Here is a 22,283-nt window from a genome sequence, read left to right as displayed (position 1 = left end):
AGTGCATGTCGCCCGGAAGAGTGCAGCGGTTCCGGGACAACGACGTGCATCAAAACAAAAGCATATCTATCTTGCGACGCCGACCGGCTTCAAGGAGGATCGATCATGGCTGCCGAAGCACCGCTCTGGACTCCGACGCAAGAGCAGATCGACGCAGCACCACTGACCGCGTTCATGAAGGCAGCAGCGGCCAAAAGCGGCACATCCTTCACCTCCTACGCCGAACTGCACCGCTGGTCGGTCGAGGATCGCGAAGGCTTCTGGAGCCTGCTGTGGGACTTTTGCGGCATTGTCGGCGACAAAGGGACCGATGGGACGGTGCTCGTCGATGGCGACAAGATGCCCGGCGCATCGTTCTTTCCCGATGCGACGCTGAACTTCGCCGAGAACCTGCTGAAGAAGACCGGTTCCGGTGACGCGATCGTCTTTCGCGGCGAGGGCAAGATCGAGCGGCGGCTGTCGTGGAACGAACTGCACCAGCTGACCTCGCGCTTTCAGCAGCTTTTCCTGTCGCTCAAGGTGAAAAAGGGCGACCGCATCGCGGCGATGATGCCCAACATGCCGGAAACCGTCGCCGCCATGCTGGCGGCCGCCTCCATCGGCGCGGTCTGGTCGTCCTGTTCCCCCGATTTCGGCGAGCAGGGCGTGCTCGACCGTTTCGGCCAGATCGAGCCGGTCATATTCATTGCGCCGGACGGCTATTGGTACAATGGCAAGGCAATCGAGGTAGCCGACAAGATCGCTGCCGTTGCGGCGAAGCTCGAAACCGTCCGCAAGGTCCTGATCGTCGACTATCTCGGTACCTCGCGCGATATCGCAGCGATCATCGACAAGGCCGTGGCGCTCGAAGAGGCGCTGTCACCCTTTACCGCCAAAGCGGTCACGTTCGAGCGGCTGCCGTTCGCGCATCCGCTCTACATCCTGTTTTCGTCAGGTACCACCGGCATTCCCAAATGCATCGTCCATTCGGCCGGCGGCACGCTGGTCCAGCACGTCAAGGAACACCGGCTGCATGCCGGGCTCGTCGAAGGCGACCGCTTCTTCTACTTCACCACCTGCGGCTGGATGATGTGGAACTGGCTGGTGTCGGGCCTGGCCTCGGGCGCCACGCTGCTGCTCTATGACGGCTCACCCTTCCACCCCGACGGCAATGTGCTGTTCAGCTTCGCCGATGCCGAGAAGATGACCTTTTTCGGCACCTCGGCCAAATTCATCGATTCCGTGCGCAAGGCCGGGCTCAAGCCTATCCGCAGCCATGATCTGTCGAGTGTGCGGGCGATTTCCTCGACCGGCTCACCGTTGTCGCCGGAGGATTTCCGCTTCGTCTTTGACGGCATCAAGAAGGACGTACATCTGGCCTCGGTTTCCGGCGGCACCGACATCGTCTCCTGTTTCGTGCTCGGCGTACCGACGCAACCGGTCTGGACCGGCGAGATCCAGGGTCCCGGCCTCGGCCTTGCTGTCGATGTATGGGACGATGACGGCAAGCCGATCCGCGAGCAAAAGGGTGAGCTGGTCTGCACAAAAGCGTTCCCGTCGATGCCGATCGGCTTCTGGAACGATCCTGAGGGCAAGAAATACCATGCGGCCTATTTCGAGCGCTTCGACAATGTCTGGTGCCACGGCGACTTCGCCGAATGGACCGCGCATGGCGGCATGATCATCCACGGCCGTTCCGACGCGACGCTCAATCCGGGCGGTGTGCGCATCGGCACGGCGGAGATCTACAATCAGGTCGAACAGATGCCGGAGATCCTTGAGGCGCTGTGCATCGGTCAGGATTTCGACAATGACGTCCGCGTCGTGCTGTTCGTGCGGCTGGCCGCCGGCGTGACGCTGGACGAGAATCTGGAAAAGCGCATTCGTTCCAAGATCCGCGGCGGCGCCAGCCCGCGCCACGTGCCGGCAAGGATCGTCGCCGTCAGCGACATTCCGCGCACCAAATCGGGCAAGATCACCGAGCTTGCAGTGCGCGACGTGGTGCATGGCCGCGCCATCAAGAACAAGGAAGCGTTGGCCAATCCAGAGGCGCTGGAGCTGTTCAGGAACCTGCCGCAGCTGGCTGAGTGACGCGGCCGGGATGGTTAACCAGATATGTCGGTCGAATTTACCTAGATTTCATGAGTGGTACACATTCGTAAATTTTTTGGACGGCCGGTAAGGAGTTGTTAAGGCCCGGCGCCGATAGTCGCACGTAACTTGAGGGAGAAATCCCGTTCCTCGTCCCCTGAGGATCAGATTCGCTCAAGCCCCCGTTGTGACAGCAAATCCCATTTAAGGCGTCCTGTTGGACGCCTTTTCTTTGTCCGGGATTCTCGCCCGGGAATGGCCGGCCCTATTCGGCCAGCACCCGCGTCGACGGGAAGGCGACCTCGACCAGCGTCCCTTCGCCCGGCGTCGAGGTGATGGTGAAGCGGGCGCGGTTGGCTTCCACCATCGCCTTGGTCAGCGGCAGGCCGAGACCGGTGCCGTCGCCACGCCCGCGCTTCAGCGCATTGATCTGCTTGAATGGCTTCAGCGCCTGCTCGATCTCGGCATGGCTCATGCCAATGCCGGTATCGCGCACCCGCATGACAACGTCGCCGGAGGTTTCATAGGCGGTCGACACGATCACCTGTCCGCCGGCTTGCGTATAGCGAATGGCGTTGGACAGGATGTTGAGCGCGATCTGGCGCACGCTTCTGAGGTCGGCGACGACTTCCGGCAGTCGCGAGGCGAAGCTGGAGCGAATGATGACACGCTCGCGGTTGGCCTGCGGCTGCATCATCGCCACCGTCTCGGCCAGCGTATCGTTGAGCGACACCGCCTCGTAGTCCATTTCCTGCTGGCCGGCCTCGATCTTCGAAATGTCGAGGAGGTCATTGACGAGATCGAGCACATGGTTGCCCGAGCGGTTGATGTCTCTGAGATAGTCGCGGTAGCGGTCATTGGCTACCGGGCCGAACTTCTCGTCCACCATCAGCTCGGAAAAGCCGATAATGGCGTTGAGCGGCGTGCGGATCTCGTGGCTGATGCGGGCGAGGAAATCGGTCTTCTGCGAGGAGGCGCGCTCGGCCACCGCGCGCGCCTGGGTCAGATCCTCTTCGGCCCGCTTCCACTGCGTGATGTCGCGCACCACGGCGCAGAAGCCGCTGTCATTGGGCAGCCTGCCGATGGTCATGAACAGCGGGATGAAGCGCCCTTGCGCCTCGCGCCCGATCACCTCGCGGCCATCGTTCATCACACTCGCCACGCCGGGCTCGGACAGGCCGCTCAGATAGTCGCGCGCCGCGCGCTGGCTTTCGATGGCAAACAGCGAGGCGAACGGTTTACCGGTGACGTCGTCGCTGTCGAAGCCGAACAGCGCCTCGGCCGGCCGGCTGATCGAGCGGATGTCGCCGTCGCGGCCGATCAACACCACACCATCGGTCGCGGTGTCGATGATGGTGCGCATCTCGGCAATGCGCGCTTTGAGTTCGGAGACATCGGGCTGCGTCTGCTCGTCGGCTGCGAGATGCGCAACCATCGGCGGCTCGTTGTCGCCGGTACGTCGCACCACCAGCATCAGCGCCTTGCCGGCGCGCCACGGCACCGAACGCAAAATGGCTTCGATCGGAAATTCCTGGCCCTCGCGCGTCTTCAGTTTGAGTGTGTGGTCGCTTTCGCCGGCCATTTCTGAATAGGGATCGGCAAACAGCGCGTCGAGCCCGCCGGCGTCGCTCAGGTCCTCAAGCGTGTCATAGCCGGTCAGGCCGAGGAATTCCTCATTGGCGTAATGAAGCTCGTCGCCCGAATGGATGAGCAGCGGCACCGGCAGCTTGCCGAGGATCGACGTGTCAGGGGCCTTGTGTTCATCTCCGGCCGAGAATGCCGAAGGCATGAACCCCTCAAGCTTGAGCGGCGGCACTTTCAGGCGCTGTGGTTCTGCCGGCACTGTGTCCGCATCGCCGGCCTTGTCCCCGTCTTCCACGGCGGAATCGGTCGCCTCGTCGGACGGCGCCCAATCCTCATTGTCCTCGGCATCGCGGAAGTCGGCCGACGTCATGCTGTCGTCTTCACCGGCATTGGCCGGCGTCTCGGCAACAACCGGCTGTGGCTCTGCGGCCTCGACGATCTCTTGGGCTTGCGTATCATCCGGTTCGGAAGCCGGCGCAAGTTCGTCGTTGGACGACGTTGCTTCCGTACTGTCTTCGGTGACGGAGCCTGGTTCGGGATCGGCATAGTCGAGCAGGGAGCGCGACACTGTCGGCGCCTTCGCCTCGCCTGCTTCGCTGTCCGCAAGGCCGTCGTCCGGCTGCTCGCCGTCAAGCCGCGTCAGGTCCTTTTCGTCCTCGGCATCGCTTTCCGGCGGTTCGGCCTCAGCCGTTTCGCTTTCGGGTGCGGCTGCCGATGGTTCAGCCACGGCAGCCGGGCCGGCTTCGTCCGGACTCGAGACCTCGGCGGGTTGTCGGGCTGGCGCGGCTGTTTCAGCCTGGTCCGCCTCGACATGATCCGGCTTGGGCTCATCTGCCTTGGCCTGGTCTGGCATTACCTGATCCGGATTGGCCGGTTCGGCCTGCTTGGCAGTCTCCGGCTGCTCCGGCGGGGGATTGCCCTTCTTCAGCCGCTCGCCGATTTCGCGGAAAGCGCTGCGCTCCAGCGTCGACAGGCCCCTCTCGCTTGTCGGCTGCTTGTCGCTGGCGGGCTGCCGATGCTCGGCCAGCCGGATGACCTTGTCGGCAAAACGACGTTCCTGCTTCGGCACGATGGTCAGTGCCGGCACTTCGCCCTCGAACGGATCGGCCGCCTTGGGAGCTTCCGCCACGGGCTGTTCCGGGGCCGGCTCGGCTGCTGCCGGTGGCGCGCCATTGGGGACCAGCGCCATGCCGATTGCTTCCGGATCGACCACCGCATCGCCGGCGCGGGCGACGCCGAAACCACGAAAACCTTCGAAGGCGCGGCTGCGGCCATAGACAGGCAGTGCTGCCAGATCGACCGGTATCTTCAGGTCGGAGCCGGCAACCGGCCACAGTACCGAGCGGCCCGACCAGGTGTCGCGCCGTTCAAGCAGGCCCGCGATCTCGCCCGAGGCGTCGAGGCCGAAAGTTGTCGCGACGTCCTTGAAGCGGCGGCCGATCACGTCGGCGGCGGCTTTGCCGACAATGTCGCCGAATTCCGGCGACAGCGCGCTGAACTTGCCGTCGGCGTCGGTGCGCCAGACGAAGCGCAGCGGCGGCGCCGAGCGGTCGACCTCACGTTTGGCGGGAGGCGCAGCCGGTGGGGCTGCGTCGGACGGCAGGGCGGGCGCAGCGGCACTGCTGTCCAACTGCGCACTCTCGGCCGGGGAAACAGAGTCCGGCTCGGCCTGCGCCGGGCTGTCCGGCTCGCCCGCCTGCGGCTCTTCGCCGGCATGGAAGTACCAATGATCATGTTGCGCCGGCGCGCTGTCATTCGCCGCCTGCTCGCGGCCGGTCGTCTGCTCGCGATGGTCCGCCTTTGTATCGGTTGACGCCGAAGCATCATGCTCGGTGGCAGCCGGACCTGTCTCCCCGACATCAGGCGCGGCCGCGAGTGGGGCGCCCTGATTCCCGCTTGCGGTGGGGTGGTCAGCCACCGCATCCACCGTTACCGCGTTCTCCGCGGCGGCTTGCGCCGGGCCATCGTCGACCTGCGCTGCAGCAGGTTCGGCATCCAGCTCGCCGACAGGATTTTCCTCACCGAGCTGATCCTCGTCGATGACCACCAGCAGATGCCTGGACTCGGTCAGGCGCGCGAAGCCGGCCGGATAGGACTTTGCGCCGCCGGGGACCAGCCGCTTGACGATGCGGTCGTCCTGGCTCGCCACGTCGGCGACAAGCGCGGCCAGCGTCTCAGGCCGGATGGCGAGCGCGCCAAAGCCATCCGAAGCCGCCTCGACAGTGCCGGCGGCGTCGACAAAGGCGATGAAATGGCCGTCTTCGGTAAAGCCGCTGATGGCGCGGGCCGCAATGTCGGCAGCACTGCGCGAGCCGGCCTGCGCTGCCGGCACCACCAGCATAATGGCGCTTTCGCCGTCCGGCATAGTCACCGCACTGGCCAGGAAGCCGACGGCGCGGCTGGTGATGCCGGTCGCCAGCCGTACCGTAATGGCGCGGTCGCTGCCGATCTGCGGGAAGCCCGCGGTCGCCATGATCTGGCGCCTGGCGATCAGCGGCAGCTGAGCCGAGGCGCCGATGATGGCCTCGATATCGGGATAGCCGAACACCGCAGCGCCCGGGCCGTTGGCCCAGATCACCTGTTCGAGGTCGGCCGACAGAATCGCGATCGCGTCGCCGGCGGCGAAGCGCTGGCGAACCGCATCAAGCACGGCGACATCGAGGAAAGAGTAGTTCTCGGAAGGCATGCGCTTGGCGGACCCTTTCGGTGAAACCTCTTGGCGAACCCCTCTTGGCGAACCTACAAGGCGGGCAATTTGCAGTTAACGCTTTGTTAATAAAAGCCCGCGCGGCGAAGGTCCACAAGCCATGGCGGGAAGCAGGTGGAATCTCTGGCCACTTGGTTAACAGCCTCTCGGAATGTCCCTGGATAACCTCTTGGGTGACGCATGGGAAGAAATTTATGGTGCACTGCAACAAACATATTGCATCGCACAAAAAAACCGCTATATTGCCATCATACATGAACGAGACGGCTTTTTGTCAAAGCCGCTACCCCGAAAGGATGGAAAATGACCAAGGCCAAGACCGCTGAGACCATCGAAAACGTCGAATTCCCGAGCTTCGACGCTTCCAAGGCAACCGACCAGATCCGCGCTTTCGCCGAAAAGGGCGTCGAGCAGTCGAAGGAAGCCTACTCCAAGCTGAAGACCGGCGCCGAAGAGACCCAGAAAGTCCTGGAATCGACCTTCGAGACTGCCAAGACCGTTTCCAGCGACCTGTCGCTCAAGACCATCGCCGCTCTGCGCGCCAATGCCGAAGCCGGCTTCTCGCATCTCGAGGCCCTCATCGGCGCCAAGTCGCTGTCGGAAGTGGTCGAACTGCAGACCGCCTTCCTGCGCAAGCGCGTCGAGACCACGGTCGAGCAGGCCAAGGACTTCCAGGCTGTTGCTTCGAAGGCTGCCGAAGACGTCGCCAAGCCGGTCAAGACCGCTTTCGAGAAGGCCCTGAAGGACATCAAGGCCGCCTAACAATTGCGCACAACTCTGCGATGCATCAAAACGTCGCATTTCGTCAGACAAATAGGTGTGCGATAGAGTTGTCCAAATGAATACCCGGCGAGTGGAACCTCCTCCCTCTGCTCTCCGGGGTGACCAGCCAGCACCTCCTCCCGCTGGCTCGTAACAGGAAAAGGCCGGCACCTCCTCCCGCCGGCCTTTTTCTTTTGCCGAAGAAAACCGGCGCCTGTTGGCAGAACCGGCTTTGCCTTATCAAAGGCCTTGAATTAGTCTCTGATAGACCGTATTGGACGCATCGCCGAACGACAGAGCGGATCTCGGAGAATGAATTTTCACCACGATCTGGCTCAGGCGAACGTGCCGTTGTAGCTCAGATGGTTAGAGCGCCGGATTGTGGATCCGGAGGTCGCTGGTTCGATCCCAGCCAACGGTACCACCGACCTTCCCGATTGTTTGAATCACTGGAAAACTTTGGCGAACGCTTCGTCCTGGTTGCGCTTTGATGCTGGGCGAAAATCCACACGGGGCGCGCGCCCGATACCGCCAAGCGATCAAGCGCGCCGAATCGCTGGGGTTCGTTTATCGGCCGCTTGCCGAGATTCCGGTCGCCGAGCCGCTCGACACGATCCTGCAGAGGGTCGAGCGCACGATCGGAGCACCCGCCACGTCACCATCGGTAAGTCAGCGATCTGCGCCTGGGCGGCGGAAACGCCAAACGCTTGCAGTAGCTTAAGGCACAGATACTCGTTCTCGACGCTGTTGGAGAGATCGATGCCGTTCGGCAGCCGGCCGATCTGCGGCTTCAGGAGATGGGTGGTCGCCGCCGTCCCGATGGGTTGAACCAGCCTCCGTCCTTGCTCACGCTCAGCTAAAGCGTGTCACGATTAATTAGCCTCGTATCCGGCAACCTTGAAGAAGTTTCTGCATTCAGCTGGCTCGAACAGGTGGCAGATATCGCCGAGTGCTTGGCAGAGTGCGTCTTGTTCACAAGCGAGGCGAAACGCGGAAATGGCGCGCTGCCTCGCGGTGACCATGCCCCTCATCGACATACGCACAACGCGCTGACGCAACTCAAGCGGTAGCGGCTTGCCCATCGCGGTCTCCTTTCAACCGCAATGAATCACGAAGGCGTCGTAGCGTTTGGTCGGGGATGATGGTTTTGAAAAGCCCAGCCGAGTCGATTGGATGCATCGTCCGTTTTTCACAGGATGGACAACGCCTGGGATCAGTTTTACGAGTCAGCCCAACCAGCGGAGATGTTCGCGTCCCCAAATGAACAAGATGGACACCCAAAACAGCAAGGGCGGCGACGAGCGCTCGACCGCCACCAGCCTTCTGCGGCTCGGCATACGGTTGAAACTCTCCCGGCAGACGCGTGGGCTGACCTTGAAGGCGCTAGCTGCCGCCGCGAACTGCTCTGAAAGCCTGCTTTCCAAGGTCGAGAACGGCAAGGTCTCGCCCTCGCTTCCCATGCTGCACCGGCTTGTCGAGGTGCTTGGCACCAACATTGGCTGGATGTTCGAGGAATCCGATGGTGAGGAAGGCATCGTCTTTCGGGCTGGATCGCGGCCGTTGATCGCGCTCGATCCGCTTCGGCGCGGCGAAGGCATTTCGCTCGAGCGCGTCATTCCGTATTCGCCCGGCCATCTCCTGCAGTGCAACATCCATCACATCGAGGCGGGAGGTGAGAGCGCCGGCCCGATCCAGCACGCTGGCGAGGAAGTCGGCTACCTCCTGGAAGGTGCGATCGAATTGATGGTCGGCGAAAAGACGTTTCGCCTGTCGGCCGGCGATTCCTTCGTCTTCAATTCCGAACTGCCGCACTGGTACCGCAATGTCGGCGACGAACGCGCCAGCATTTTCTGGGTGAACACGCCGGCAACATTCTGATCGGGCGAGTCCCTCATTTGTCTTCGTTGATGCCAATTCAAGTCACTTGACAAGAAATCAAGCATCTTGAAATATGCTCTGCGCTCAGGCGCCAGGTGAGCCCGATCAAGGGCCTTTTCGAGAAAACCAAGGGGAACCGGAATGCGTCTTACCAAGATCTCCTTTCAGGCTGCGCCGCAGCCATCGCCATGACCCTCGCCCTCGGCTCTGCTTCCGCCATGGCCGAGACCTATGCGCTGGTGACCATCAACCAGCAGGCCCTGTTCTTCAACCAGATCAATGACGGCGCAACGGCTGCCGCAAAGGCTGCCGGCGTGGACCTCGTCATCTTCAACGCCAACAATGTACCAAGCGCGCAGAACGACGCCATCGAGAACTACATCACCCAGAAGGTCGACGGCATCATTCTCGTCGCCATCGATGTCAACGGTGTGAAGCCGGCCATCACCGCGGCCAAAGCCGCCGGCATTCCGGTCATCGCCATTGACGCGCAGATCCCAAATGGCGACAACGTCGCCTTCGTCGGCGTTGACAACACCAAGGCAGGCGAGGATATCGGCAAGTCCTACGCCGAATACGTGAAGACTAAGCTGAGCGGCACCGCCAAGATCGGCGTCGTTGGCGCGCTCAATTCGTTTATCCAGAACCAGCGCCTCGACGGCTTCAAGAAGGCTGTCACCGACAGCGGCCAGAAGGTCACCTTCCTCGACACGGTCGACGGCCAGAACGTCCAGGACGTCGCCCTGTCCGCCTCCGAAAACCTGATGACCGCCAATCCTGACATGACGACGCTTTACGCGACCGGCGAGCCGGCTCTGCTCGGCGCGGTTTCCGCCGTCTCCAGCCAGGCCCGTACGGGCGACGTCAAGGTGTTCGGCTGGGACCTGACCAAGTCGGCGGTGCAGGGTCTCGAAGAGGGCTGGGTGGTCGCTGTCGTCCAGCAGGATCCGGCCGGTGAAGGCAAGGCTGCCATCGAAGCTTTCGTCAAGCTCAAGAAGGGCGAGAAGATCGACCCGATCATCAACGTTCCGATCACCATCGTGACCAAGGAAAATGTCGGCCAGTTCAAGGACATGTTCAAGTAGTATCCTCCCCGGACCGCTGGGCTGCGCATTGACCCGAGGGTTGCCTGCGCAGCCCGGCGACCGATTGAACATGTCGCGCCCAGAGAATTGGACCATGATGAGCGATGGCGAGACCTACCGCGTCAGGATGACCGGTATTTCCAAACGGTACGGCCCTATCCAGACGCTGGACGATGTCTCGCTGAACCTGAAGCCTGGCGAAGTGCTCGGCCTGGTCGGCGACAATGGCGCCGGCAAATCCACCTTGAGCAAGGTCCTGTCCGGTGCGGTAATTCCTGATGCCGGCACCATCGAGATCGATGGCAAGGCGGTGTCTTTCTCGTCGCCGGCCGATGCCCGCGCCGCACGGGTGGAGATGGTCTACCAGGACCTTTCGCTCTGCGACACGGTGGATGTGGCGGGCAATCTCTTCCTCGGCCGCGAACCGCGTCGCCGCGTTCTCGGCGTCCCCTTTCTCGACAACAAGCGCATGCATGGCGAGACGCGCCAGATGCTCGACCGGCTCGGCATCGTCATTGCCGATACCAAGCTCAAGGTCGAAAACCTCTCCGGCGGCCAGCGCCAGTCGATCGCCATCGGCCGCGCCGCTTCTTTCGACCCCTCGGTGCTGATCATGGACGAGCCGACGGCCGCCCTTGCGGTGGCGGAAGTCGAGGCGGTTCTGGAACTCATCCGCGCCGTCAGCGCCCGTGGTGTCAGCGTCATCCTCATCACCCATCGCCTGCAGGACCTGTTCCTGGTCTGCGATCGTATCCAGGTCATGTACGAAGGCCGCAATGTCGCCGAGCGCAAGATCGGCGAGACCAGCATCGAGGAGGTCGTCAACCTGATCGTCGGCCGCAAATTCACCGCGCGCTCGGCCCGCGCAAGCCGCGATGAGGGGGTCCAACCATGAACGTTACCTCCGCCGGTGTTGGCGCCTCGCCCAAACGCGCTCACAACAGCACGTGGAAGGATGTGGCGTTAGCCAATGGCAGCGTCGTCTCGATTGCGCTGTTCTTCATCGTCGTCTGCGTGGTCTTCTCGCTGATCACCGGTTCCTTCCTGACGACGCCCAATCTGCTCAACATCGCGCGCCAGTCGGCGCCGCTGCTGATCGTTGCGGCCGCGATGACCTTCGTCATCACCACCGGCGGCATCGACCTCTCGGTCGGCTCCGTGCTGGCGCTGACGGCAACGCTGTCGGCGGTTTTCCTGCAGGCCGACCTGCCATGGCCGCTGGTCGTCATCGCCATGCTGGCGCTTGGTGCTGCGATCGGCGCCTTGCACGGCTTCTTCATCGCCTACGAGCGGATACCGCCCTTCATCGTCACCCTTGCCGGGCTCTCCGTCATCCGCGGCGTGGCGTTGCTGATCACCGGCGGCTATTCGATCCCGGTCGAACCGACCAGCTTCTTCGTCAACATCGGCAGGGCCTGGTTTCTCGGCGTGCCGGTACCGGCGCTGCTCGCCCTTGTCGTGCTGATCATTGCCTATCTCGCCTTCAACCAGACGCCGTTCGGCCGCTATGTCACCGGCATCGGCGCCAATACAGAGGCCGTGCGCCGAGCCGGTGTCGATACGCGCTTCATGACGCTCTTCGTCTACATCCTGTCGGGCATGGCGGCGGCGGTGGCCGGCATCATCCTCGCCGCCCGGCTCGGTTCCGGCTCGTCGAATGCCGGCCAGGGTTTCGAGCTCGATGTCATCGCCGCCGTGGTGCTTGGCGGCACCAGTCTGTTCGGCGGGCGCGGTACGATCATCGGCACTGTGCTCGGCGCGTTGACCGTCGCGGTCATCGGCAACGGCTTGATCCTTGCGCATATGTCGCCCTTCCTGACGCCGATCGTTACCGGCACGATCATCCTCGTTGCCATCTGGCTGAATTTCCGGCTGTTCAAGGGCGCAACGCGGAGCCGCTGACATGGATCATCTGTTCGACGACAAGCCAAGGGAACGGCCACCGATCGGTGTTCGCTCCGGCACGGTGATGACCGTTACCGGCCCGGTTGCGATTGCCGATATGGGCGTGACGCTGATGCATGAACACATACTGCTCGATGGCGCGACGTCGTGGAAATGCCCTTGCCATCCCGACGAGAAGAAGATCGGCGAGCAGCCGGTCAGCATGGAGATCATCGGCGAGTTGCGGATGAACCCCTACATGAACCGCGACAACGTCTCGCTCGACGACAGCGACCTAGCCCTTTCGGAGTTGGCGAAATACCGGGCGCTCGGCGGCCATACCGTGGTGGATGCGACCAACATTGGCATTGGCCGCGATCCGGTGAAGCTGGCGCGCATCGCCCGCGCCTCTGGATTGCGGATCGTCATGGGGACGGGCTTCTACCTGCAGCACACCCATCCCGTCTGGCTGAAAGCGATGGACGTTGACGACGTCACCGAATTCCTCGTCAATGATGTCGGCGGCGGGTCGGCGCAGCCCGAAATCATTGCCGGCATTATCGGTGAGGTTGGCGTCAGCAAGGATTTTACCGACGAGGAGCGCAAGTCGCTGCGGGCCTCCGCCCGTGCGGCCAAGATGACCGGCGTGCCGCTGACGATTCATCTGCCCGGCTGGGAGCGGCTGGCGCATGATGTGCTTGACGTGGTCGAGGCAGAAGGCGCCGATCTCCGGCATACGGTGCTTTGCCACATGAACCCCAGCCACAACGATCTTGCCTACCAGCAAAGCCTCGCCGCGCGTGGCGCCTTCCTGGAATACGACATGATCGGCATGGATTTCTATTATGCCGACCAGGATGCGCAGTCGCCGTCCGACGAGCAGAATGCGCGGGCGATCCGCTCGCTGATCGATATGGGACTGCTCGACAGGATTCTGCTGTCGCAGGACGTCTTTCTCAAGATCATGCTGACCCGCTTCGGCGGTTTCGGCTACGGCTTCATCCTCAAGCATTTCGTGCCGAGACTGAAACGCCATGGTGTCGAGCAGTCGGCAATCGACACGATGCTCATCGACAATCCAAAGACTGTGTTCGCCGAGGGCCTCTGAGCCGCTCCAAAACAAGATAGGGAGACTACATGTCCAGGAAGAAGGTTCTTCTCGCAGGCGAGTCCTGGGTCTCGACCGCGACCCACATCAAAGGCTTCGATCAGTTTCCCACCGTGACCTATCACACCGGTGCCGATGAGTTGCTGGCCGCGATGAAGGACAGCCTGTTCGACGTCACCTTCATGCCAGCGCATGAGGCACAGCGGAATTTCCCGCAGACCATGGAAGCGCTTTCGGCCTATGACGCGGTCGTGCTCTCCGATCTGGGGGCCAACACGCTGCTGCTTCACCCCGATACCTGGATCCACTCCAAACCGACGCCGAACCGGCTGCGCCTGTTGCGCGACTATGTCGGCAATGGCGGCGGTCTGTTGATGTTCGGCGGCTATTACAGCTTCCAGGGCATCAATGGCGGCGCGCGCTATCACAAGACGCCGGTTGAGGACGTTCTGCCGGTCATCTGCCTGCCGGTGGACGACCGTGTCGAGGTTCCAGAGGGCTATGCGCCGGTTGTCGTCGGACCGCAGACCCATCCGATCCTCAAGGGCCTCGGCAAGGACTGGCCAATCCTGCTTGGCTTCAACGAGGTCACGGTCAAGGATGGTTCGGAAGTTCTCGCCACCGTGTCCTCCGACTACCGTTCGCTGCCACTGCTGGTGACCGGCAAATATGGCCGGGGCCGCACTGTCGCCTGGACCTCGGATGTAGGGCCGCATTGGCTGCCGCCGGGCTTCATCGCCTGGAATGGCTACAAGACATTGTTCGAACAGATGCTGGGCTGGGCTACGGCCAAGGACTAGCAAGCCATGAGCATCCATGTCGTCGGCAATGTCTGTGTCGATACAACGTTTCGGCTAGAGCGGTTTCCCCAGCCGGGCGAAACGCTGAACGCATCGGAACATGCTGACGGACTTGGCGGCAAGGGTGCGAACCAGGCGGTGGCCGCGGCGCGCACCGGAGCCGATGTTCGCTTCCGTGCCGCGATCGGCAACGATCCCGCCGGAGCCTGGATCGCAGAGCAGTTGAGCCGCGATCTCGATGCCAGCCATCTGGCGGTGCTGCCACTGCCCAGCGATCGGTCAACGATCATGGTCGATGCGCGGGGCGAGAACCTGATCGTCACCGGAGCCAGTTGCGCCGCCGCGTACAATCCTATGGCCGACAGCGGTTTTACCCGAGCGATCGAACGCGGCGATATCGTGGTATTTCAGGGCAATCTGGCTCCGGATATGACGGCCACTTGCCTGAAGGTGGCGCGGGGCGCGGGAGCGATGACGATCTTCAATCCGAGCCCGCTTGCGGCCGACCACACACCGGGCTTGAGCGACGTCAGCGTCGTCATCGCCAATGCGGGCGAAGCGGCGCAACTGACCGGGGCTGGCGACCCTGCCATGGCGGCCCGCGACTTGATCCGTCAGGGCGCCGGCGCTGCCATCGTGACGCTTGGCGCACTCGGCTGCCTTGTCGCCGATGGCGAAGGACGGATCGACCGGATCGCGGCGCCCAGGGTGGCCGTGCTAGACACCAGCGGCGCGGGCGACGTCTTTTGCGGTTGCCTCGCTGGTTGCCTTGCGGCCGGCATGGAGCTCCCCGCGGCAGCGCGGATTGCGGTCCGCGCCGCAGCCATCTCGGTCGGGCGCGCCGGCACGCTCGGTTCCTGCCCCGACAGACGGGAAATGAAAGTGCTTATGGAAACGACGGAAGCGAAAACCGCATGACAAATTCCCCTAACTCCAAACCCATTGGCCAAGTCGCGGATGATGTGCTGCAGTCGATCTTCGGCAGGAGCAAGGTGGTGATCGGCGTGGTTCATCTCGCCCCCCTGCCGGGGGCGCCGCGCTACCATGGCGAGGCGATCGAGGCCATCTATCAACGCGGCCTCGACGACGCCAAAGCCTATTTGCAGGGAGGGTGTGACGGCGTGATCGCCGAAAACCATGGTGACGTGCCGTTTTCCAAGCCGGATGATATCGGGCCGGAAACCTCCGCCTACATGTCTGTCGTCTCAGACCGGATCCGCAGAGAACTCGGCCGGCCGATCGGCATCAATGTGCTTGCCAATGCCTCCATTCCCGCGCTTTCGATCGCCAGTGCCTCCGGTGCTTCCTTCGTGCGCGTCAATCAATGGGCCAACGCCTATGTCGCCAACGAGGGCTTTATCGAAGGCGAAGCGGCGCGCGCCATGCGTTTCCGCGCTAGGCTTCGGGCCAACGGTATCCGCATCTTCGCCGACGCGCATGTCAAGCATGGCGCCCACGCGATCGTCGGCGACCGGCCGATCGAGGAGCAGGTCAAGGACCTCGTGTTCTTCGATGCCGACGCGGTGATCGCCACCGGCCAGCGCACTGGCCACGCCGCCGACCTCAGCTACATCAGGATGATCAAGGACGCCGCCGGACTGCCGACGCTTGTCGGCAGCGGGGTGACACCCGACAACGCCAATGATATCTTGGACATCGTCGACGGCGTCATTGTCGCCAGCTCGCTGAAACATGATGGAGTGTGGTGGAATCAGGTCGATCCGCAACGGGTGAAGGCCTTCATCCGCAGCCTCAAGCGGTGACTTTAGTGCCGGAGATCGACGGCGAGCGGCTGCTGGGCCGGCTCGATGCCTTCGCCCGGATCGGCGCGACGCCAGCCGGTGGCGTAAACCGACAGGCGTTCAGCATCGAGGATCGCGGCGCCCGGCGCCTGTTGGCGGAATTGGCGCTCGCGCGCGGCTTCGCGGTTTTCCAGGACGCCATGGCAAACCTTTTCATCCGCCGCGAGGGCACGGATGCCACCCTGCCGCCGCTGCTTATCGGCAGCCACCTCGACAGCCAGCCGACCGGCGGGCGCTTCGATGGAGCGCTCGGCACGCTTTCCGCCTTCGAGGCGCTCGAAGCGCTGGAGGACGCGAGGGCCGAGACTCGGATGCCGATGGAGGTCGTCGCCTGGGCCAATGAAGAGGGCAGCCGGTTTACGCCGGGTGTCATGGGCTCCATGGCCTTCACCGGAGCCGACATTTGCGCATGGCAGTCCATAGTCGGTAGCGACGGTGCGTCCCTCGCAGAGGAGCTCGGGGCAACGATCTCCGCCTTGCCAGAGGCAACCCTTCGCCCCCTCGGCATGCCGATATCCGGCTACATCGAGCTGCATATCGAACAGGGACCATCGCTGGAAAAGGAGCGGTTGCCGATCGGTATCGTCACAGCCGTGCAAGGTACGCGCTGGCTGGAGGTCTGCATTGAGGGCGCCGCCGGTCACGCCGGTACAACCGGCCTCGCCTACCGTAGGGATCCGATGGTCGCGGCCGTTGCCGCGATTCACAAGCTCCAGACGACGATCATGCCGTTCGACAGCAGGGCAAGGCTGACGGTGGGCCGGGTGACCGCCCAGCCGGGATCGATCAACGCCATACCGCAGTCTGTGGTCTTCGCCGTCGATATCAGGCATCCGCGGGTAGAGCGGCTCGATGCCATCGAAGCAGAACTGCGCCAGGTGTGCGCGGCGGAGGCAGAAGCTCAGCATTGCACGGTAACGATCAGTCGGTCGTTCGACATGCCGGGGGCGGCATTCTCTCCCGATATGGTCAAAACCGTCGAGGAGGCCGCCAATACCCTAAAGCTGCCGCACAAACAGATGATCTCGGGTGCATTCCATGACGCGCTGTTCCTCGCCCGGGTGGCGCCTGCCGTGATGATCTTTGTGCCGTGCCGTGACGGGCTGAGCCACAACGAGGCGGAATATGTGGAGCCTGCCCACGCGGTTACCGGCGCGCGGGTTCTGCTTCAAGCGGCCACCGTCGCCGCCTCTTAGGCAGCGACGGTGGCACAGGCGTGCTGGCGTGAAGAGGCAACCCGTGGGACTTCCTGGTGCCCGTCCGTCATTTCGTGACGTCGGCGGGCTGCAACGGGTGGTCAAGGCCGCCGAGCTGCGGCGGATTGATCGCGGACGTACGATCGGCCCACATTCAACACCTGACCCAGCAGAAAAGCCCACCAGATCCCTGGGCCGTCATTGACGCCGTGGGTGATAGGCGGTGACGATCTCGTCGACTTACCGAGATGGACGATCTGCTGGCTATCGCCTCGGCCACCGGCAGGAAATCCCCACGCCCGCCATAGAGCTTGCCCGTGTCGATCGCGAGCAACTGGCGCCGTCCAGCCGTCCAGCGCTGCTGGACGTTGTCGCACTCGAGGCGTCCACAAGGATGCCTGTGTCCCAACTGTCGCTGCGGCTAATCCTAAAGCCAATGTCGCACACCATGGAAAGAGACAATCCCGATTGGGCACCCAGAAACTGGTGATGTCGCCGGCAAGGGAAGCCGCTTCGTAGTATTGCGCGACGGCGACGCCAGGCATCATGGCAACGATCCTTATTGCCCGGCATCGGCGCTTTCAAAAATGTCGATAGATGACTGCGAGCCGTTTTGATCCTTCCCGGCCATCGCCAGATGGACGTTGCTACCGCACATTAGCAGAACCGGATTTTTCTCGCCAAAGGCGAAAAATCGAAACGTCGTTCCTTATCTCTATAGATTTTGTCGAATATCGTCTGCCCCGGTTTGGAAATGACCGATGCGCATGCAGGGTCTGGGAGATTGACGAGTTGGCAAGGCTATCGGTTCTCGGAATATCCGGCGGCGTAAGCACGCCATCGCGAACAACCGCGGTGGTGAACGCGCTGGTCAAGGACGTCGCGCTGCGCGTCCCGGCAGACACGGGCCTGATCGAAATCACCGAGGCGGCGCCTTCGCTTTTTGTCGGACTGTCCCGTGGCGCCCTCGGCGCGTCCGGCGAAGCGATTATCCAGCGTGTCGAGGAGGCCGATCTGCTCGTGGTCGGAACGCCTGTCTATCGGGCTTCCTACACCGGCGCCCTCAAGCACCTGTTCGACCTCGTCGACTATCGCGCGCTCGCCGGCAAGACCGTGCTTCTCGCGGCGACAGGCGGAAGTCCATACCATGGCCTGGTTCTCGAACATCAGTTGCGGCCATTATTCGGCTTTTTCGGCGCCGTCACCGTACCGACCGGCGTCTATGGGGCGCCCGACGATTTCATCGGCGCCGAAATCGTCGGCGAGGCGATACGCGAACGCATTTCACGGGCCGCATCCGAAGCGGTTTCACTGCTCAATTCCAACCATGCAAATGCCGCCGCCGCAGCGCGCGTCGGCTGAGCCAACCAAAAAGGGAACAACGACATGACGTCTCATTCCGACGGCCTGAAATTCGCCTACTGGGTTCCGAACGTCTCCGGCGGCCTGGTCATCTCCAACATCGAGCAGCGGACCGGTTGGGACATCGACTACAACCGCAAGCTCGCCCAGATCGCAGAGGCCAACGGCTTCGACTACGCACTGAGCCAGATCCGCTTCACCGCCGGCTACGGCGCCGACAACCAGCACGAATCCGTGTCGTTCAGCCACGCACTGCTGGCCGCCACCACAACGCTGAAAGTGATTGCCGCCGTCTTGCCCGGTCCATGGAACCCGGCGCTGGCGGCCAAGCAGATCGCCACCATCAACCACCTGACCAATGGCCGCGTGGCCGTCAATGTCGTCAGCGGCTGGTTCCGTGGCGAGTTCGCCGCCATCGGCGAGCTGTGGCTCGACCATGACGAGCGCTACCGCCGCTCGGAGGAGTTCATCCGCGCGTTGCGCGGCATCTGGACCGAGGACAATTTTACGCTGAAGGGCGACTTCTATCGCTTCACCAACTACTCGATGAAGCCGAAGCCGATCGATCCGCAGCCCGAGATCTTCCAGGGCGGCTCGTCGCGCGCCGCGCGTGACATGGCTTCGCGGGTGTCCGACTGGTATTTCACCAACGGCAACACGCCCGAAGAGATCAGGAAGCAGGTCGACGATATCCAGGCCAAGGCGAAGGCGAATGGCCACAAGGTGAAGATCGGCGTCAACGCCTTTGCCATTGCTCGCGAAACCGAGGCGGAAGCACGCGCCGTGCTGGACGAGATCGTCGCCAAGGCCAATCCCGAAGCGGTGCAGGGCTTTGCCGACCAGGTCAAGAATGCCGGCAAGGCCTCGCCGGAAGGCGAGGGAAACTGGGCGAAGTCGTCCCTTGAGGATCTGGTGCAATACAATGACGGCTTCCGCAGCAATCTGATTGGCACGCCGGAACAGATCGCCGAACGCATCCTCAAGCTGAAGGATGCCGGCGCCGATCTGATCCTGCTCGGCTTCCTGCATTTCCAGGAAGAGGTCGAGTTCTTCGGCAAGCGCATCATCCCGCTGGTGCGCGAACTGGAAGCGGCGCGTGACAGGGAGCTTGTCGCCGCCGAATAGGCCAGGGCGTGGCCTGCGGGCCGCGCACTCCTTCAAAATCAGGAACGTGTCATGATTGGTGCTTCGCTGGGAGCCGCCGCATACGAGCGTGCGCCCGAAATCCCCGGCATTCTTGCTGGCGCTGGTCCACTCACGGACACGCGCCCGGCGCGCCTGTCGGCAAAGGTCGATGCGATCCTGACTCTGAGCGGGATTGGCATTTCGTTCGGCGGCGTCACGGCGCTGAGCGATATCGATCTCGAGGTCAAGAGCGGCGAAATCCGCGCCGTGATCGGCCCCAACGGCGCAGGCAAATCCTCGCTGATCAACATCATCAGCGGCCTCTATCACGCCGACCACGGCAAGATCGCGATCGCCGGCCAGTCATTCTCCCGTGTGCCCGCGAACCGTCTGGCACGTCTGGGCGTCGCGCGCACCTTCCAGAACCTGGCGCTCTTTCCCGGGCTTTCCGTGCACGACAACATCGCGTCGGGCCGCGTCCACACCAGGCGCGCCAGTTTCGTCGAACATATTGCCGGCCTGCCACGCGCCAGGCGCGAAGACGCTGCGATTGCCGAAAAGGTCGACCAGACAATCGCCTTCCTGCATCTGGAAACGGTCGCCGATCGGCTGGTTGCGACGCTGCCCTACGGCTTGCAGAAGCGGGTCGAACTGGCGCGAGCGCTGGTTGCCGAGCCGAAGATCCTGCTGCTCGACGAACCGATGGCGGGCATGACGGCGACCGAGAAAGCCGAGATGGCCGGGTTCGTGCGCGCCGCGCGCGACCGGCATGGCGTCACCATCATCCTAATCGAGCACGACATCGGGGTCGTCATGGGCCTATCCGACCGCGTCGCCGTGCTCGATTACGGCCGCAAGATCGCCGACGGCACGCCGGCCGAAGTGCGCGCCGATCCGGACGTGATCCGGGCCTATCTCGGCACCGCCGAGGGCGAGGATGGCGAGGGCATCTGATGAGCTACTATGATTTTCTCTTCGTTGTCGAAGTGCTGGTCGGCGGCCTGTTGTCGGGAGTCATGTATTCGCTCGTCGCCATCGGCTTCGTGCTGATCTACAAGACGTCGGGTGTGCTGAACTTCGCGCAAGGGTCGATGGTGCTGTTTGCGGCACTCACCTTTGTCAGCCTGGTCGAACGCGGCATCCCGTTTGCGCTTGCGCTGCTCATCACCTTCGCAGTCATGGTCGCGCTGGGTTTCACCATCGAGCGAACCGTGCTCAGGCCGCTGGTGAACCGCTCGCCGATGACACTGTTCATGGCCACGCTTGGCCTGTCCTACATCATTGAGGGCGCTGCCCAACTGATCTGGGGCACGCAGGTGCACGGGCTTGATCTCGGCATCGACGACACGCCCTTCGAGGTCGGCGGCATCCTGATCTCGTCGTTCGACCTTCTGGCAGCTGGCATCGCCGCAGCGATGGTGGCGGGCTTGAGCGCCTTCTTCTATTGGACCCGGATCGCGCTGGCGTTTCGCGCCGTCGCCGACGACCAGTTCGCGGCCCTTGCCGTCGGACTGCGGCTGCCGCGGATCTGGGGAACGGTGTGGACGGCCGCGGGCTTCGTGGCGCTGGTCGCGGGACTGCTGTGGGGTGCCCGCCTCGGCGTCCAGTTCTCGCTGTCACTGATCGTGTTGAAGGCGCTGCCGGTGCTGGTGCTTGGCGGCTTCGATTCCATCCTTGGCGCCATCGTCGGCGGCCTGATCATCGGCGCCAGCGAAAAGCTCGCCGAGGTCTATCTCGGCCCCTTCGTCGGCGGCGGCATCGAAGGCTGGTTCGCCTATGCGCTGGCGCTGGTCGTGCTGCTGGTGCGTCCCTCCGGCCTGTTTGGCCAGAAAACCGTCGAAAGGGTCTGACCGATGGCCGTGCAAGCGCTCGACGCCGCCAGGCTTCCAATCGACTGGCAGAAGTTCGCCCGGAAATTCGCTTTGCCGGCCGTGCTGATCGTCGTCGCCTACGGCCTGATCCCGGCCTATGCCTCGAGCTATCTGGTTGAGGCGATCCTGCTGCCGTTCCTGGCGCTCAGCCTGGCGGCAGTCGGCCTCAACCTCTTGACCGGCTATTGCGGCCAGCTTTCGCTTGGCTCCTCCGCTTTCATGGCGGTAGGCGCCTTCGCCGCATACAATTTCAACCTGCGGGTGGAAGGACTGCCGCTGGCGGCGACCATGATCCTGGCGGGAATTTCGGCCGCCGGCATCGGCGTCATCTTCGGATTGCCGAGCCTGCGCCTGCGCGGCTTCTATCTCGCTGTCTCGACGCTGGCCGCCCAGTTTTTCGTGCAGTGGGCGCTGACCAAGTTCGGCTGGTTCTCCAACGACAATCCGTCCGGGGTGATTTCTGCACCGCACCTTGCCGTAGCCGGTTTTTCGCTCGACGGCGCCACCGGCCGCTATTTGCTTTCCGTCACCACCGTCATCGTGCTGACGGCGCTGGTCTGGCGGCTGGTCAACAGCGCCACCGGCCGCAACTTCATCGCGGTGCGCGACAACGAAACCGCCGCGCGAGTGATAGGCGTCCCGGTGCTTACGACCAAGCTGCTGGCGTTCGCCATTTCATCCTTCATCATCGGCGTCGCCGGCGTGCTGTGGGCCTTCACCTATCTGCGCACGGTCGAGCCGGCCGGCTTCAATCTCGACCGCTCGTTCCAGATCCTGTTCATCATCATCATCGGCGGGCTGGCTTCGATACGCGGTGCGTTTCTGGGCGCCGCATTCATCGTCGTCTTCCCGCTCTTTCTGTCTCGGCTCGGCGCCTTCGTGTTTGGCGGCCTGTTCGATTCTGGTGTGCTCGACATGAGCCAGCGCATCGTGCTTGGCGCGCTCATCATCATTTTCCTCATCGCGGAACCGAACGGGCTGTCGGCCCTCTTCGACCGCCTGAAACGACGGATCGGCTCAAGGTCCAGCTGAGCGCCGCTCGACATTCT

At 63.0% G+C, this 22,283-nt stretch carries 18 protein-coding genes and 1 tRNA gene; 17 read left to right on the top strand and 2 right to left on the bottom strand.

Features of this window, described 5'->3' with window-relative positions:
• Positions 1-105: 105 nt before the first annotated feature.
• Entirely contained in the window at positions 106-2,070 is a 1,965-nt protein-coding gene (locus tag NKK50_RS25240) for an acetoacetate--CoA ligase (protein ID WP_352499484.1), read from the top strand.
• Between the two features lie 265 nt (positions 2,071-2,335).
• Here NKK50_RS25240 and NKK50_RS25235 read toward each other — a convergent pair whose 3' ends face one another.
• Positions 2,336-6,340 carry a PAS domain S-box protein gene (locus NKK50_RS25235; protein ID WP_352543992.1) on the bottom strand — a complete coding sequence of 1,335 codons (4,005 nt, stop codon included), beginning with the start codon at positions 6,338-6,340 and terminating at the stop codon, positions 2,336-2,338.
• Between the two features lie 324 nt (positions 6,341-6,664).
• On the opposite strand from NKK50_RS25235, the gene NKK50_RS25230 reads away from it, so the two are divergent.
• Both NKK50_RS25230 and NKK50_RS25225 read left to right on the top strand, forming a co-directional pair.
• Positions 6,665-7,123 (top strand): phasin, encoded by a 459-nt coding sequence (locus tag NKK50_RS25230; RefSeq protein ID WP_023746256.1) that lies wholly within the window; start codon positions 6,665-6,667, stop codon positions 7,121-7,123.
• A 347-nt stretch (positions 7,124-7,470) separates the two neighbouring features.
• A tRNA-His gene (locus NKK50_RS25225) sits at positions 7,471-7,547 on the top strand.
• Between the two features lie 448 nt (positions 7,548-7,995).
• Here NKK50_RS25225 and NKK50_RS25220 read toward each other — a convergent pair.
• Positions 7,996-8,205 (bottom strand): hypothetical protein, encoded by a 210-nt coding sequence (locus tag NKK50_RS25220; RefSeq protein WP_023701801.1) that lies wholly within the window; start codon positions 8,203-8,205, stop codon positions 7,996-7,998.
• Positions 8,206-8,383: 178 nt separating this feature from the next.
• On the opposite strand from NKK50_RS25220, the gene NKK50_RS25215 reads away from it, so the two are divergent.
• The 14 genes from NKK50_RS25215 (at position 8,384) to NKK50_RS25150 (ending at position 22,266) form a co-directional block, all read left to right on the top strand.
• On the top strand, positions 8,384-9,001 hold the full coding sequence (locus tag NKK50_RS25215) for a cupin domain-containing protein (protein ID WP_023672469.1): 618 nt from the start codon (positions 8,384-8,386) through the stop codon (positions 8,999-9,001).
• A gap of 188 nt (positions 9,002-9,189) precedes the next feature.
• Positions 9,190-10,086 (top strand): ABC transporter substrate-binding protein, encoded by an 897-nt coding sequence (locus tag NKK50_RS25210; RefSeq protein ID WP_352543991.1) that lies wholly within the window; start codon positions 9,190-9,192, stop codon positions 10,084-10,086.
• Between the two features lie 94 nt (positions 10,087-10,180).
• Positions 10,181-10,981, top strand: coding sequence for an ATP-binding cassette domain-containing protein (locus NKK50_RS25205; RefSeq protein WP_023713118.1), 801 nt, complete (start codon positions 10,181-10,183; stop codon positions 10,979-10,981).
• Positions 10,978-11,988, top strand: a complete 1,011-nt coding sequence (locus tag NKK50_RS25200) for an ABC transporter permease (RefSeq protein WP_023746257.1) — start codon at positions 10,978-10,980, stop codon at positions 11,986-11,988. Before NKK50_RS25205 ends, NKK50_RS25200 begins: the two co-directional genes overlap by 4 nt.
• Before the next feature lies 1 nt (position 11,989).
• Complete coding sequence (locus NKK50_RS25195; RefSeq protein ID WP_023746258.1) at positions 11,990-13,078, top strand: phosphotriesterase family protein; 1,089 nt, start codon at positions 11,990-11,992, stop codon at positions 13,076-13,078.
• 29 nt (positions 13,079-13,107) lie between these two features.
• Complete coding sequence (locus NKK50_RS25190; RefSeq protein ID WP_023672474.1) at positions 13,108-13,878, top strand: glutamine amidotransferase; 771 nt, start codon at positions 13,108-13,110, stop codon at positions 13,876-13,878.
• A gap of 6 nt (positions 13,879-13,884) precedes the next feature.
• Positions 13,885-14,796, top strand: a complete 912-nt coding sequence (locus NKK50_RS25185) for a ribokinase (protein WP_352543990.1) — start codon at positions 13,885-13,887, stop codon at positions 14,794-14,796.
• Positions 14,793-15,641, top strand: a complete 849-nt coding sequence (locus tag NKK50_RS25180) for a BtpA/SgcQ family protein (protein ID WP_023746260.1) — start codon at positions 14,793-14,795, stop codon at positions 15,639-15,641. Before NKK50_RS25185 ends, NKK50_RS25180 begins: the two co-directional genes overlap by 4 nt.
• On the top strand, positions 15,638-16,876 hold the full coding sequence (locus tag NKK50_RS25175) for a Zn-dependent hydrolase (RefSeq protein WP_023834049.1): 1,239 nt from the start codon (positions 15,638-15,640) through the stop codon (positions 16,874-16,876). The genes NKK50_RS25180 and NKK50_RS25175 overlap by 4 nt, the downstream gene beginning before the upstream one ends.
• Positions 16,877-17,668: 792 nt before the next feature.
• A complete protein-coding gene (msuE, locus tag NKK50_RS25170) occupies positions 17,669-18,238 on the top strand; it encodes an FMN reductase (protein ID WP_031204125.1) in 570 nt (189 codons plus the stop codon).
• Positions 18,239-18,262: 24 nt separating this feature from the next.
• Entirely contained in the window at positions 18,263-19,363 is a 1,101-nt protein-coding gene (gene sfnG, locus NKK50_RS25165) for a dimethylsulfone monooxygenase SfnG (protein ID WP_023739635.1), read from the top strand.
• Positions 19,364-19,414: 51 nt separating this feature from the next.
• The gene (locus tag NKK50_RS25160; RefSeq protein ID WP_352543989.1) at positions 19,415-20,317 is read left to right on the top strand and encodes an ABC transporter ATP-binding protein; all 903 of its coding nucleotides are present in this window, start codon (positions 19,415-19,417) and stop codon (positions 20,315-20,317) included.
• Positions 20,317-21,213 carry a branched-chain amino acid ABC transporter permease gene (locus NKK50_RS25155; protein WP_023746462.1) on the top strand — a complete coding sequence of 299 codons (897 nt, stop codon included), beginning with the start codon at positions 20,317-20,319 and terminating at the stop codon, positions 21,211-21,213. The genes NKK50_RS25160 and NKK50_RS25155 overlap by 1 nt, the downstream gene beginning before the upstream one ends.
• Positions 21,214-21,216: 3 nt before the next feature.
• Complete coding sequence (locus NKK50_RS25150) at positions 21,217-22,266, top strand: branched-chain amino acid ABC transporter permease (protein WP_023746463.1); 1,050 nt, start codon at positions 21,217-21,219, stop codon at positions 22,264-22,266.
• The last annotated feature ends 17 nt before the right edge of the window (positions 22,267-22,283 follow it).

Origin of the sequence: Mesorhizobium sp. M0001, from assembly GCF_040324255.1 — a bacterium.
Classification (GTDB): domain Bacteria; phylum Pseudomonadota; class Alphaproteobacteria; order Rhizobiales; family Rhizobiaceae; genus Mesorhizobium.
The sequence above is the reverse complement of the archived record's forward strand: the minus strand, read 5'-3'. Positions and strand labels throughout refer to the sequence as shown.

Bases quoted from the DNA above. Each gene is read 5' to 3' on its own strand.
- NKK50_RS25240 (WP_352499484.1), top strand. From the start codon at position 106: ATGGCTGCCGAAGCACCGCTCTGGACTCCGACGCAAGAGCAGATCGAC.
- NKK50_RS25235 (WP_352543992.1), bottom strand. From the start codon at position 6,340: ATGCCTTCCGAGAACTACTCTTTCCTCGATGTCGCCGTGCTTGATGCG.
- NKK50_RS25230 (WP_023746256.1), top strand. From the start codon at position 6,665: ATGACCAAGGCCAAGACCGCTGAGACCATCGAAAACGTCGAATTCCCG.
- NKK50_RS25220 (WP_023701801.1), bottom strand. From the start codon at position 8,205: ATGGGCAAGCCGCTACCGCTTGAGTTGCGTCAGCGCGTTGTGCGTATG.
- NKK50_RS25215 (WP_023672469.1), top strand. From the start codon at position 8,384: ATGAACAAGATGGACACCCAAAACAGCAAGGGCGGCGACGAGCGCTCG.
- NKK50_RS25210 (WP_352543991.1), top strand. From the start codon at position 9,190: ATGACCCTCGCCCTCGGCTCTGCTTCCGCCATGGCCGAGACCTATGCG.
- NKK50_RS25205 (WP_023713118.1), top strand. From the start codon at position 10,181: ATGATGAGCGATGGCGAGACCTACCGCGTCAGGATGACCGGTATTTCC.
- NKK50_RS25200 (WP_023746257.1), top strand. From the start codon at position 10,978: ATGAACGTTACCTCCGCCGGTGTTGGCGCCTCGCCCAAACGCGCTCAC.
- NKK50_RS25195 (WP_023746258.1), top strand. From the start codon at position 11,990: ATGGATCATCTGTTCGACGACAAGCCAAGGGAACGGCCACCGATCGGT.
- NKK50_RS25190 (WP_023672474.1), top strand. From the start codon at position 13,108: ATGTCCAGGAAGAAGGTTCTTCTCGCAGGCGAGTCCTGGGTCTCGACC.
- NKK50_RS25185 (WP_352543990.1), top strand. From the start codon at position 13,885: ATGAGCATCCATGTCGTCGGCAATGTCTGTGTCGATACAACGTTTCGG.
- NKK50_RS25180 (WP_023746260.1), top strand. From the start codon at position 14,793: ATGACAAATTCCCCTAACTCCAAACCCATTGGCCAAGTCGCGGATGAT.
- sfnG (WP_023739635.1), top strand. From the start codon at position 18,263: ATGACGTCTCATTCCGACGGCCTGAAATTCGCCTACTGGGTTCCGAAC.
- NKK50_RS25160 (WP_352543989.1), top strand. From the start codon at position 19,415: ATGATTGGTGCTTCGCTGGGAGCCGCCGCATACGAGCGTGCGCCCGAA.
- NKK50_RS25155 (WP_023746462.1), top strand. From the start codon at position 20,317: ATGAGCTACTATGATTTTCTCTTCGTTGTCGAAGTGCTGGTCGGCGGC.
- NKK50_RS25150 (WP_023746463.1), top strand. From the start codon at position 21,217: ATGGCCGTGCAAGCGCTCGACGCCGCCAGGCTTCCAATCGACTGGCAG.